This window comes from Bradyrhizobium vignae (assembly GCF_900324035.1).
Classification (GTDB): domain Bacteria; phylum Pseudomonadota; class Alphaproteobacteria; order Rhizobiales; family Xanthobacteraceae; genus Bradyrhizobium; species Bradyrhizobium vignae.
This window is the reverse complement of sequence record NZ_LS398110.1, coordinates 2,039,156-2,050,778: the sequence shown is the minus strand read 5'-3', so window position 1 is coordinate 2,050,778 and position 11,623 is coordinate 2,039,156. Positions and strand designations below refer to the sequence as shown.

At 59.1% G+C, this 11,623-nt stretch carries 15 protein-coding genes; 9 read left to right on the top strand and 6 right to left on the bottom strand.

The window, feature by feature from the left end; genetic code table 11:
* Position 1: 1 nt before the first annotated feature.
* From BRAD3257_RS10025 to BRAD3257_RS10010, 4 genes are all read left to right on the top strand, one after another.
* Positions 2-2,017 carry a hydantoinase B/oxoprolinase family protein gene (locus BRAD3257_RS10025; RefSeq protein WP_122401681.1) on the top strand — a complete coding sequence of 672 codons (2,016 nt, stop codon included), beginning with the start codon at positions 2-4 and terminating at the stop codon, positions 2,015-2,017.
* Positions 2,018-2,246: 229 nt separating this feature from the next.
* On the top strand, positions 2,247-2,537 hold the full coding sequence (locus tag BRAD3257_RS10020; RefSeq protein WP_244607922.1) for a site-specific integrase: 291 nt from the start codon (positions 2,247-2,249) through the stop codon (positions 2,535-2,537).
* 306 nt (positions 2,538-2,843) lie between these two features.
* Complete coding sequence (locus tag BRAD3257_RS10015; RefSeq protein WP_122401680.1) at positions 2,844-3,377, top strand: hypothetical protein; 534 nt, start codon at positions 2,844-2,846, stop codon at positions 3,375-3,377.
* A gap of 96 nt (positions 3,378-3,473) precedes the next feature.
* On the top strand, positions 3,474-3,962 hold the full coding sequence (locus BRAD3257_RS10010; protein ID WP_160118796.1) for a hypothetical protein: 489 nt from the start codon (positions 3,474-3,476) through the stop codon (positions 3,960-3,962).
* Positions 3,963-4,113: 151 nt separating this feature from the next.
* On the opposite strand, the gene BRAD3257_RS39660 is transcribed toward BRAD3257_RS10010, so the two are convergent.
* From BRAD3257_RS39660 to BRAD3257_RS09990, 6 genes are all read right to left on the bottom strand, one after another.
* Positions 4,114-4,287, bottom strand: a complete 174-nt coding sequence (locus BRAD3257_RS39660; RefSeq protein ID WP_160118795.1) for a hypothetical protein — start codon at positions 4,285-4,287, stop codon at positions 4,114-4,116.
* 153 nt (positions 4,288-4,440) lie between these two features.
* Positions 4,441-4,680 carry a hypothetical protein gene (locus tag BRAD3257_RS42200; protein ID WP_376707283.1) on the bottom strand — a complete coding sequence of 80 codons (240 nt, stop codon included), beginning with the start codon at positions 4,678-4,680 and terminating at the stop codon, positions 4,441-4,443.
* 106 nt (positions 4,681-4,786) lie between these two features.
* Positions 4,787-5,911, bottom strand: a complete 1,125-nt coding sequence (locus BRAD3257_RS10000; RefSeq protein ID WP_122401678.1) for a hypothetical protein — start codon at positions 5,909-5,911, stop codon at positions 4,787-4,789.
* Positions 5,912-6,056: 145 nt separating this feature from the next.
* Positions 6,057-6,248 (bottom strand): hypothetical protein, encoded by a 192-nt coding sequence (locus tag BRAD3257_RS39255; protein WP_129145359.1) that lies wholly within the window; start codon positions 6,246-6,248, stop codon positions 6,057-6,059.
* Between the two features lie 48 nt (positions 6,249-6,296).
* Positions 6,297-6,623, bottom strand: coding sequence for a hypothetical protein (locus tag BRAD3257_RS09995; RefSeq protein WP_122401677.1), 327 nt, complete (start codon positions 6,621-6,623; stop codon positions 6,297-6,299).
* Between the two features lie 131 nt (positions 6,624-6,754).
* Positions 6,755-7,252 (bottom strand): hypothetical protein, encoded by a 498-nt coding sequence (locus BRAD3257_RS09990; protein ID WP_122401676.1) that lies wholly within the window; start codon positions 7,250-7,252, stop codon positions 6,755-6,757.
* Between the two features lie 717 nt (positions 7,253-7,969).
* On the opposite strand from BRAD3257_RS09990, the gene BRAD3257_RS09985 reads away from it, so the two are divergent.
* The 5 genes from BRAD3257_RS09985 (at position 7,970) to BRAD3257_RS09965 (ending at position 11,622) form a co-directional block, all read left to right on the top strand.
* Complete coding sequence (locus BRAD3257_RS09985) at positions 7,970-8,812, top strand: helix-turn-helix transcriptional regulator (protein ID WP_160118794.1); 843 nt, start codon at positions 7,970-7,972, stop codon at positions 8,810-8,812.
* A gap of 125 nt (positions 8,813-8,937) precedes the next feature.
* The gene (locus BRAD3257_RS09980; protein WP_129145357.1) at positions 8,938-9,450 is read left to right on the top strand and encodes a hypothetical protein; all 513 of its coding nucleotides are present in this window, start codon (positions 8,938-8,940) and stop codon (positions 9,448-9,450) included.
* Positions 9,451-9,600: 150 nt separating this feature from the next.
* The gene (locus tag BRAD3257_RS09975) at positions 9,601-10,737 is read left to right on the top strand and encodes a hypothetical protein (RefSeq protein ID WP_145986999.1); all 1,137 of its coding nucleotides are present in this window, start codon (positions 9,601-9,603) and stop codon (positions 10,735-10,737) included.
* A gap of 89 nt (positions 10,738-10,826) precedes the next feature.
* Entirely contained in the window at positions 10,827-11,213 is a 387-nt protein-coding gene (locus tag BRAD3257_RS09970; RefSeq protein ID WP_122401672.1) for a hypothetical protein, read from the top strand.
* Between the two features lie 118 nt (positions 11,214-11,331).
* Positions 11,332-11,622 (top strand): hypothetical protein, encoded by a 291-nt coding sequence (locus BRAD3257_RS09965; RefSeq protein ID WP_145986998.1) that lies wholly within the window; start codon positions 11,332-11,334, stop codon positions 11,620-11,622.
* Position 11,623: the final 1 nt, after the last annotated feature.

The following is an 11,623-nucleotide window of genomic DNA, read 5'->3' as shown; positions in this document are numbered from 1 at the left end:
TATGGCACTCAGTGGTTCCGCTCTTCAGATCTTCGCCAATTACTGCGTGGCCGCCGCGGAGAGCATGGCCTACACGCTGATCCGCACGGCGCATTCGACCTTCGTGAAGGAGACCGAGGATTTCTCCTGCGCCCTGATCACGCCGGAAGGGCTCGCCTTCGCTTCGCCGAAGACGCTGGGCGCGACCTGGTATATCGGCCTCGACTATGGCCCGGTGCTGGGACTGATCAACGAGTATCGCCCCGGCGACATCTGCATGACCAACGACGCCTATAGCGGCAGCGTGGCGACGCATACGCCCGATATCCTGATGTGGAAGCCGGTGTACTACCGCGGCGAGATCGTCTGCTATGTCGGCGGCCACATCCACAACACCGACATGGGCGGCGCGGTCCCGGCATCGCTCTCGCGCAGGCTGACCGAGATCCAACAGGAGGGCATCCGCTTTCCGCCCTGCAAGATCGTCGATCAGGGTGAACTCGACGAAGGCCTGCTCGACATCATGACCATGAACGTGCGCGCGCCATCGCAGAATCGCGGCGATCTACAGGCGCAAATCGCCATGCTGGTGAACGGCGAGAAGCGCGTGCTGGAGATCATCGAGCGCTTCGGCATCGACGACTTCAAGGCCGGCATGTACCAGGTGATGGATTACGCGGAGAAGCAAGCCGAGGCGGTGCTGAAGACAATTCCCGACGGCGAGTATTTCTTCGCGGAATATGCCGACGAGGACAGCGAGAATGGCAAGCCGATGCGGCTCGCGCTGACGCTGACGATCGACAACGGCCGGGCGCTCATGGACTATACCGGCAGCGACCCGCAGCTCGCCTCCTCCCTGAACATGCCGACCGGCGGCATGCCGCGCCATGCGCTGGCGCTGGTCGGATTCCATCACGTTCTCTACACGCTGAACAGCGATATCCTGCTCAACTCCGGGCTGGATCGTGTGGTTCGCTGCGTCCTGCCGGAAGGCACCGTCGTCAATGCGACGGCGCCCGCGGCCGTCGGCATGCGCAGCCTGACCTGCAAGATCACGCACATGCTCACCTTCGGCGTATTCTCCCGCGCGATACCCGAGCGCATGCCGGCCTGCTCGGCTGGCGGCATGGCGATCGTCACGGTCAAGACGATGGACCACGCCGGCCGCGGCGTCATGGCCTCGCTTGGGCCGGTCGGCGGCGGTGCGGGCGGCATGGCTACCGGCGACGGCAGCGACGGCTCCGGCGCCAACAACGCTTTCCTGCGCAACACGCCCGTCGAGATCAACGAACTGGAAGTGCCGATCCGCATGCGGCGCTATTGCCTTGCTCCCGACTCTGGCGGCGCCGGAACTTATCGCGGCGGACTCGGCCTCACCATGGAGTTCGAGGTGTTCACGCCGGGTACCACCGTCACGGCGCGCAATCGCGACCGCACGTATTTCGCGTCTTGGGGCGTCTTGGGCGGCGGCGCGGGCGCCAACGCGATCTTCACAAGAAATCCCGACGGTCCGGACACGGAGGCGCTCGGCAATACCGACGTGGTGCCCTGCAAGCCCGGCGACCGGATCCGCCTCGTCGGCGCGGGTGCTGGAGGATTTGGCGATCCGCTCCTGCGCGAGCCGCGCCGCGTGCTGACCGACGTTCTCTCGGGCTACGTCTCGCTCGAGGCCGCCCGCCGGCTGTACGGCGTCCTCATCGACGGCAGCCGCGTCGATGAGGACGGGACGCGCAGGCTACGTCAGGAGATGCAGAAGGCGCGGCCGGAGCAGCAGAAGGGCGTGTTCGATTTCGGCCTCTATCGCACCGCGTTCGAGACCCGCTGGACCGAGGCGCGCTATCGCGAACTCACCGACATCCTGGCGCGTCTGCCAGTCGCATGGCGGTTCTTCGTCAAGCATCAGCTGTTCGACGCGCTCGACGCCCGTCTCAAGGCGGGGCGACCCGAGGAAGATGCCGAGCTGGTGCGAGAGCTCTTCGACGAACTGGCGGCGCGCTACCCGACGCTACGCACCTCGGAGCGCCAGGCCGCCGGCTAAACGCAAACGCAACCCGTCGACCGAAAGAACAGAGTGACACGCCAAGGAATGTTTGTGTCCTCGAATCTCTAACGACAACCGGATAGGTGCTCCATGATTTCTCGCCGACTTCTTTTCTCAATGATGGCAGCTGCACCGGCAACATCCCTGAACGGCCTCGGCAAGGCCGAAAAACCGCAAAGACGGCACGATCCGCTGGTCGCAGCCGCTCAGCAAGGCGTGGCAATACGTGAAGACAAAGCTGAAGCTCGATCGCGCGGACCTGACTCTCTATTCCACGCGGCACCTGATGGCGGATTGGTTGGACAATGAAGCGATCGCACAACGCACGCGCGACCGCATTCTCGGGCACGCCAGTGACGTCCGCGGCCGCTATGGCCGCAAGGGTATCCTTGATCCGCAAATTGCTGCGAAGATCGAGGCGCTTGAGCCGCCGGTGGTCAAGCAGATGAGAGAAATCTTGCTCGCCACGAAAAGCCGCGCGGATACCGGCGAGCTCACGGTCCTTAAGACGTACTGAATTGCAAAGTTCGCAGCCTTGTTCTGAATGGCGCGCCATTCAGAATAAAACAGCGAACTCCTATGTAATTGAAATCATTATGCAAACTTTCGGGCTCCGCAACACGCTGCGCCTAAAAATTGCAGCCATAAGGATCTTGCTCGAGCTAGCTGGGCCAGACGCCTGACCCATCTGGGTCATGCAAGAAGTCTTACGATAGCGACAATCGGAGCGGCAGCGGCTTCCACCCTCTGCACGGACGTCCGTGAGTTCGTCATCCGTTCCCCTCCGCGGCCCGTGGCGCTATTCCGCAATGAAGGACGTTAAATGAACAAGGTTCTCGCTGTTTTCGCCCTTGCCGTCGTCACTTGCCTCGCGATATCGGCGTACGCCCAGCAAAACCGCGCAAAGCTCGATGCGCCGGGCAAGGTGGCGTTTGGTTCGAGTTACGAGCAGGCAAGTGGTGTCCTCGGAAAGGACGCGGAACCCTATGCGCTCGATCCGCCACAGCCGGGCATGAAGGCGCTTCTTTGCGACAAGTGCGCGCCTCTGCCCAATGTGGAGGGCTTCACTATGTATTTCCAGGATAATGGCGGCCTCGTCCGTTTGGAGGCTTTTGCGATGGCCGGAGGCTTCAAAACGGTCGACGAATGCCAGAAGGCCGACAAGGACATGATGCCGAAGCTCGTGGAAGCGTACGGCAAACCGGACTCGAACGCGGCTGCCAAGAAGGGCGACGCGAGCGAGCGGATCGCCTCGTTCAAGTTCGCGGACGGCGCTCTCATCCAGCACATCAGCAACATTTCCAAGCCTGGGCGACCTTGCACCTATACGGTCGTCTACAAGGAGGCCTCGCGCTGATGCGCTTTGCCGAACGACCAAATGGTCCATGGTGCGTCGGATGTCGAGCCTACGGAAGCTCCTGCATGATTATGGGTAATCCTAATGCGAATTTTAGTGTCGGTGATATTCGTTGCGACGAGCCTTGGCCCGGCCTTGGCCGGTGATTTCGGGTTTGCCTTCGATAACTTCGAGCAGCAGTTCAAGAAATCTCAGGACCTCGTCAACATCGATCTAGGCCTTGAAAAGGTGAAATGCGACGGCGACGGAAAATCTCGGGCCTGCACCTACAAATCCAAAGCCGGGACGACCGTGATCATAGGGACAAAAGGCAGCCAGGCTGAAGACATGATCGCGGTATTCGAGAAACCTGGCGCGAAAGCAGGCTATGAGTTTCTTGCGGTATCAGCTTGGGCAATCGCCTTTGGGAGTGGCGTCTCGGATCCGAAGGAGTTCGGCGCACAGTATAAGGCAGCGATCGACAGTTATGTGAAACAGGCAAACAGCGGCGCCCCCCAGATCGAGGTCATGGTGGGAAACTACAAGTGGACGATGTTTCGGGTGAATCCGAAAAAGGACGAAATGTTTGTCAAAGCGTTGAATTAGTAACTCGTGAGCATTGCTTCGACTGTCGCGTCCAAGCTCGCAAAGAAGATGCGCGCCGTGCCGTCGACTGCAGAACATCCAAACGAAATAGGCTCCGGCGGTACGATCCGGATTTGACGTCGACGCCTTTTCCGCGTCCGCGAGCGCCCTATCAGTGGACCAGCCGCCGCAATATGCGATCATCGCAAACTCCTTGATATTGAAAGCGCTGAAAACGGACGCCGCTAACGTCCTTTAAGGTTTCCAGTTCTTCCCTAGCCTGGGCGTCGGCCGGATCGAGCCGGTAGGCTTCCTGATAGTCAGCCAAGGCCAGATTGAGCTGCATGGTGTGCAACTCGTATAACAGCCCCCGGTTGAAGTACGCCGATCAGTATTTGGGATTGAGCTGGATAGCCCTGGTGAATTCGGCCAGCGCATCATTCTGGTTGAAATCCTCCAGCGCTTGGCTGTGTTGCTTGGTATTTATTTAGTACCCCGATTATTGGAGGCGCTTGGCATACCTCGGATTCAGACGAATGGCCTGGCTGTGGTCGGCAAGCGCCTTATCGGGCCGGTTGAGCTCCCCGTAGACTTTGCCCCGATTATAAAACGCTGGGGCAAAACCTGATAAGATGAAGAGCTGTGCAAAATCGGCCAGAGCTTGGTCGAATTGCCGACGTTCCAGGTAGATGATCCCACGACCATTGTAGGCGTAGGGATCGTTGGGCAGCAGCTTGATAGCCTGTTTGTAGTCAGCCAGAGGCTTGTCCGCCTGCTTGTATTGACCATGGTGGGAGCCCCGCTAATTCGCACCGCCATACGACTCGCGATGAGGGGGCGTTTAGCTAAGGCTTCAGCCGTCGCATGCAGAGCTGCTTATCTTCCGGCTTGTGGTGGAAGCCGTATTGCATGCATCCCTTGTCTTCTGCCGGCGTATATTTCGAGATATTCAGATAGATTCTAGACGGCTTGCCCTCGCCATAATAAAGGTCACCCACGATCTTGGCTGCGTTATCGGCAATGAAATCGTGTCGGTAGAAGTTGCCATCCTCTGCGGTCTTCTCGTAACAGCCGCGGACGAGATTGAGGAGCCTGTCGGTTCGCTCCTCCAGCTCGCGCCTCGTGGTTTTCAGATATTCCCAATCGCAAGCATAGGTCGGAACAATGCGTAGCGTGATGTCCGCGTCTGTGCCGACTTGAATGACGCACTTCGCTGGCGTTACCAGGAATTCCTGCGAAACAGTCACAGGCGTGACGTACGAATCGATGGCCGCCATGTCGCTGATCTTGACACCCTTGCTGCCCAACGTCCCGGGCTCGACAAACCATTCGACCTTCTTTTCCCTGGTGATGCCCGCAAACAAGGTCGCGGCGTGGCCAGTGACGGATCGGATCTGATTGCAAAATTGCCCGTTCTTTTGGCTCGCGTCGGCTTGCTTGACGGCGGGCGTTGACCGCTCTTCCTTCGCTAGCTTGTCCGCCTGAATCTCCTTGAGCTGCCGCACGAGTTGCGCCAGATACTCCAAATCGGCCTTGGCGCAAGCCTTGGCTTTGCGGTCTTCTTTCTCGCGAACCCAGCCGACATACATTTTGTCGACGGGCCCGCTCTGGCACCCAGCCTCGATCAATTTGACTTGCATGGTGTAGTAGGTCTGATTGTCTTTTAGAGCATTCTCCGCATCTATACAGCGCAAGGCGTCGTCCCGCTGTTTGGTCAGTCTGTTGTACTCGTCCTGGTCGATTTCCTTCCGTTGGTACTTGTCTCCAATTGGGGCCATCGTCGCATATTTGAGATCCTCGATGGCGGCACGTTCGCGGGCCACAAGATTTTGAGCTGCCTTCTGCTCTGCGTCCAGCCGGTTTTGGACGCTGAAATCCGGCGGGCATCGATTGGCTGCGTGCGATCCGAGCGGATAGAAAATGAAGGCGACCGCGATAAGCAGGCAGGCCCGCCGAATGAATTCGTACATGTATCGTTTCCTCTTGCCGACTCTTCAATTTCTGAGGCGCGCACGTGCCTTGTCTTCGCCTACGCCCATGGCGTTAGTGACAGCCACGAATGGCGGGTCGCGTTTTTCGGAATGTTCAAGGAATGGCACGCGCGGCGGGTGGCCGTCATCCGCCTGACCCGCTCCCCGCTTGAAACAGGCCCGACAAAATCCTGATCCCTCCGAACAGCATCGCGCCCCAGGCGATGACGACAAAGCCGGAACTACGCGACGCCATCATCGAGAAGACGGTCACGATGATCCCTGCCAGTAGGATCAGAGCACCTGTCCAGATCTTGTTTGAAGCTGAATTCTGCACTCTACAAGCTCCTTTCGATCGCATTTTCGAGTAATCGGTCTTGACTAACTAAATGGGTGCAAGCGGCGTCTTGCATGCGGGCTTGCGCTCCCGCTTCATGCCGAAGCTGTCGGCGCAAAGACAACCGAAGGCGCCGGCCGATGCGTACAGGCGCGCGCTGACGCTCGAGACTTCCGTTTTGACGGAGGTGACCCGTTCGCGCGGAGAGACGCGGACAGTCACGGTGCAGAACAGGTCTTCGGTTCGCCGCTCGCCCTGCTCGGTATGGATTTCAGCTGCAGCACGCAGCTGCCACTCATAGGCCTTCGCGCCATGAGCGAGCATCTTGAAGCCGTCCGGCAATCCGAACTCCTGCATCACCTTCTGGATGTGCATTCCGAGCAATGGACTCCGCGTTGCACCGATGCTCGGTGCACAACGAGCAAGTGCCAGCATGACGGCAAGCGCCAAGGCAACACGGCTCGACGTGCGTGCGACTAGGCTTGGCGGGAATGTTATTCGAATGCTCACGAGCAGGCTCGCCTGAGCGCATGCAGTGACATCCCTTGCAGGTCGAGGGAGATAACGGAACGGCCGACGAGATATCGGCTTGCAATCTTCCGCAAACCGCTCGCGACTTCCCCGAGAGCGCAGTCATCGGCATCCCGTGCCGCGTACAGCGTGTTGACGAAGGCTCGCTCGAAATCATCTCGCGCGAAATCAATCGCGGCGCGCAGGAGAAAGCGGGACGCGCGCCGGGAGAAATGCGGCCCCTCCCGTAGCGCTGCGTACCTCTCGGTCTGAACGAAGAGGCGGTCGCGATCGTCTCCGTCGGAGATGTCCGGAGCGACGTAGCCGCAGGTCGGACATTCCTGCAGCCAGACGCTCATGTTGAACCGCTCCATACCGGAAGGGGGCTGATCGATATCCCGGGAGCCGATCTCGTTGGTGCTCAGAAGGACCGATTGCTCCGAGGTCTGCCCGCAGCAGAAACACCGCACGTTGCTTTTGCGGTCGTTTGTCATGGAGCGACCGAGCGCAGGATGAGCACAGCCCGGCGGCCTCGGCGCAGGCGCAGCCAGATCACGACAGGAGGAAATTCGAGCGACATGCCATCAAACGACAAAATTCGGACTAGCGACCGCTACCGAACTAGCTTGCGGCCGATGCGGCTGCATGACCCAAACGGGTCAGTCAGCTGGACCGTGCTCCGGAACGTCATGCCTGCGGTTTCGGCGTGCCGACTGCTGCCCCCGATGGCGCGGTTCTATAATACCGCAGGCTTTGCGCTCGCCATTCCAGGTGCTCCGTAGAATCCCGGACCAGCCTTGCACATCGCCCTGCTCTCGCGAGAATTTCCAAGCTGGCGTTCATACCTTTGGAGGAGGGTGTGAGTCGGCTGGCACACAGGCCATTTTGGCCTGCCTGTGCCAACTGCCGTCATAAAACGGCAATTGCAGGTTTACGCGGAAGGGGGACCGCTCTTGGGGACAAATGGAGTTGATAACGATCGGTTGTCGAAAGTCATCGATCGACTAGGGGAAGCCGCCATCGATCCCGCCGCTTGGCCCGCCATCATGGACGACATCTGCAGAGCGGTCGGCGCATCAGCGGCCATCCTTCTCCAGAGCGACGTTCGAACGCCAGACGTCCCACGGACGCAATCGATCGATGAGGCCCTTCAGCTGTACTTCAAGCATGATTGGCACCTAAGAGATCCGAGAGCCGCTGGATTTCCGCAAATGATGTCCGGCGAGATCGTCACCGACCACGACGTGCTGACGCCGGAGCAGATCCGTTCCGATCCCATGTATAATGAGGTACTGTATCCGTTCGGGTTTCAATGGTTCGCGGGTGTCGGCTTTTGGGCCGAGTCCGCCGCCTGGGCGCTGACCCTGCAGCGAACGGGTCGCGAGGGTTCTTTCGAGGCGCGTGACAAACGCTTGCTGGCGCGGCTTGCACCGCGACTGACGGAAACGGCTACCCTTGCCACTGCAGTGGGCCGCGTGGCGCTCACGTCCATGACCAACGTGCTGAACCAGGTTCAGCAGCCTGCACTCGTTCTCAACCGCCGGGGAATGGTGCTGAGCACGAACGCGGCGGCCGATGCCGGATTCGACGACGACATCCGGATCAGCAACCGGCGGCTGATGGTGCGCGACAAGAGCGCGCTCGCGAAACTTGATCAGCTGGTCGACCTGATCCGGTCGACACCCGACAGCCACGCGTTACCTGCTGCACCCATTCCGGTTCGGCGAACGGCAAAGCCTCCCGTCGTCATCCGCGTGTTGCCCATCGATGGCGCGGCTCGCAACGTATTTCTGGGGGCACGCGCGATGCTGACGCTCTCTAACTTGCTGCCGCGCCCGGGCCCGGACCCCGGCCTCATCGCCGAAGCATTCGATCTGACACCGGCCGAATCCCGATTGGCCGCGCTGCTCGCAAGCGGGATGTCAATTGACGGCGTCGCCGAGCGGCTGCGCATTTCACGCGAGACCGTTCGCAATCACCTGAGATCGGTTTTCTCCAAGACCGGCATCCACCGGCAATCGGAGCTGATCAGCCTCGTTTCACAGCTGATATGACTCCTGCAAAGGCTCGAACCCGGTGCATGCGAACAAATCGTGCCTCGGCTGACCCATTTGGGTCATGCCCGCGGGCTCGCCGGCAACGCAGATTCTCCATGTCAAAACTTGCTGATGTCCCGGCCATGTCGCGATCTCGCAGACCGCTCTTGATCTTCCTGATGACGGCCTCGCTGCTGTTGGCCTACCCCGAGTTAGGCCTCGCCGGATCATGGAAGTTCGAATTCGACGCGCGAGACGATCCTTCCCTAACCTATTCGCAAGATGGCAAGATCATCTTCCTGCTCAGCTGCGGTCACGCCTTTGCCTTGCACGCGAAATATCCGGGAACGCCGAAGACCTCCGGCAGCGCATCCATCGAGATCAGCAATGCCAGCGCGCGCATGACATTGCGCGGCGAGTTCGAAGAGCCCACCGCGGACGATCAAACCACCTTCGTCCAGTGGGACCTCGGTTTTGCAAGGCAAGATCCTGAGCTCTATGGCAAGCGTTGGGACAAGGTGAGTTCGCGCCTGCTCGACCTGATCGCCAAGGCAGACCCGCTGACGATCGCGAGCGGACACCAGCGCTATGAGATCCCGCGGGTGGACGTTCCCGGCTGGCGCCGGCCGATCGAAAAATGCGGCCGGGGCCCGTGACATAGGCTGCGAATTCTCGAATCCTTTTGTCGCCTGCAGACGGATAAAGAGACCGTAGTTGTCCAGGGTCTTGTGTGATCGCTGGATCGCACCACGTAGGTCGGCGCCGAGTCGGCGGCGGCCGAGCAGATAGTCTTAAGGAGAACTCTCTTGATCAAATTTACCTCACAAGCCCGTTTCGGTCGAAACGCGATTCTATCGTTCGGGCTAGTCGGGATCGCCTCGGCAGCTTCCCAGATGTGCTTTGCCGCAGACCCGCGGTGCTCTGCCATCTACGACAAGCTAGGCGCAGAAGAAAAGGCGGCCGAGAACCGGGTCGCGCGTGAGCGCGCAGCAATTGCGGATCTACATCCGCCCCGCGAATTGGAGGAGATGCGAGAGAAGTACATGGCAGGCCGCTTGTCGCCCGAAACCTACAATGCCGAGCGCAGAAAATGGGATCAGGGCCTGGCATGCATCAATGCCGAGGCGGAGCTCAAATACTGGCGTCTCGGCTACGACAAGGAGGTGGCATACAAAGAGGCGGGCTGCCAGCGCGAGCCGATCACCAAGCACAAGGTCGAAGCCGTCAACGAAAGGACGAAATGGAAGTCCGAGGCGTGCGGAAAAGCGGATCTCGAATATCTGGCGGGGATGATCAAGCGACTCAGTGAGATCAAAACAGACAAAGCTGCGAACGAGGAGCCTCAGACGCCCGTCGTGAAGCAAGCTGACCCGAGTGCGCGGAATACTGAATTTTGCAAAATGTTGCGATCGGTAGCTGACAATGCACCCTCCGCTTTCAAGGCAATTACAGGGCAAAGGGTAGACAAGAAATTTGCGGACAAGATCGCAATCAGCGAGATGGTCGGCGTGGACACGTTCTCCACGCCGGTGGCGCTGTCCCTCGATTTCTTGGGCACGAGTGCGAAGTGTACGATAAACATTGGCAACGAGCACGAACCGAACTTGGCGCTAAGGTCCGCCCCCAACTACGACTGCACTTGGGATTATGATCAAACGACCAGAAAAGAGTTGGACCAGCGAGCCGATAGGATGGCTAACATGAGCCGCGGTTGCTTTCAGGAGATTTCCGAGGGGCCGAGCGAGCCATTTCGGCATTCGTTCACAGCCGATGCGCGGGTGGTGCTCTACGTCACCTCATACTACGGGGAGAAAAAGCCATCTCATATCTCATTGACTGTCGAGCGCGACTTGCCTGGAGCGTTCGGCTCGTGCGTCAAATACAGTATCGACAAGGACCCCCGCGCAAAGCAGCTCTGCTTGAAGAGGTGGGAGCGGCAATAGCATTAACTTAGTTCGCAGTTCAGGCCAGTTCGTGTCGCGACGGGCTAAGATTAGACACCGCCTGCCGTTGGTCAGATGAGGAATAAACCATGAAAACGTACCTGTTGGTCATTTTGGTCTCTACAATTCTGAGCACCTGCCACTCCGCTCAGGCCAAGGCAGATGAATGCAAAGACGCACGAAATGCCTTCCTTCGCTTTGAAGACAAGTCTTCCGAACGATTCACTAGAGCCGTAAATAGCGCGCCGCCGATGAAAGATGCAGCATCGGCGAAAGCGTTCTATCAAGCGCTGTGCAAGGCTCATACTGACAACATTCGGGAGTTTGCCGAATTGAGGCAACTACTGTTTGCTGCCGTCAATGCCTGCAACATGGCGAAGGCCGAAGCAGATTCGTGGCTCCACACACTCGATCAGTCCGCGGAGGCAGGAAAGAAGGACCAGGAGGAATACTGCAAGCGATCAGCTGGGCGATAGGTGTCCTCAGCCAAAAATATCCACGATGGCCGGAATGAACATAGCAAGGCGTTGGGCCTTGTTGAGCATCGCCTTCAGCTTGAGCAGGTACGAGTGAGCGAGGAGGCAATGACATCAGTTGAAACGACCGAACACGCACCCCGGCGCAAATGGGGCTGGATATTCGTCGCCCCTCCTCTTGGTCGAGGTGGTCATCTTCAGCATACACGCTCACAACCTGACGGAAGAAATTAAGTACTTGCGCAGCTATTTGAACGGGACAATCGCCGAGCTTACCCTGGTCAAGATCGACAACCGGACCAAAGAGCTCGATAGGTCTTATCTCATTTCGGGCGCGTCTCTGATCGGCACATTGGTGTGTGTGTGTGCGGCCCTCGGCTTTCGCCGGCGCAAGACTCCTGCGGAGTAGG

Coding starts and splice junctions, on each gene's coding strand:
- BRAD3257_RS10000 (WP_122401678.1), bottom strand. CDS start 5,911: ATGTACGAATTCATTCGGCGGGCCTGCCTGCTTATCGCGGTCGCCTTC.
- BRAD3257_RS09990 (WP_122401676.1), bottom strand. CDS start 7,252: ATGACAAACGACCGCAAAAGCAACGTGCGGTGTTTCTGCTGCGGGCAG.
- BRAD3257_RS09985 (WP_160118794.1), top strand. CDS start 7,970: ATGATGTCCGGCGAGATCGTCACCGACCACGACGTGCTGACGCCGGAG.
- BRAD3257_RS10015 (WP_122401680.1), top strand. CDS start 2,844: ATGAACAAGGTTCTCGCTGTTTTCGCCCTTGCCGTCGTCACTTGCCTC.
- BRAD3257_RS09995 (WP_122401677.1), bottom strand. CDS start 6,623: ATGCACATCCAGAAGGTGATGCAGGAGTTCGGATTGCCGGACGGCTTC.
- BRAD3257_RS09980 (WP_129145357.1), top strand. CDS start 8,938: ATGTCGCGATCTCGCAGACCGCTCTTGATCTTCCTGATGACGGCCTCG.
- BRAD3257_RS09970 (WP_122401672.1), top strand. CDS start 10,827: ATGAAAACGTACCTGTTGGTCATTTTGGTCTCTACAATTCTGAGCACC.
- BRAD3257_RS10025 (WP_122401681.1), top strand. CDS start 2: ATGGCACTCAGTGGTTCCGCTCTTCAGATCTTCGCCAATTACTGCGTG.
- BRAD3257_RS39660 (WP_160118795.1), bottom strand. CDS start 4,287: ATGCAGCTCAATCTGGCCTTGGCTGACTATCAGGAAGCCTACCGGCTC.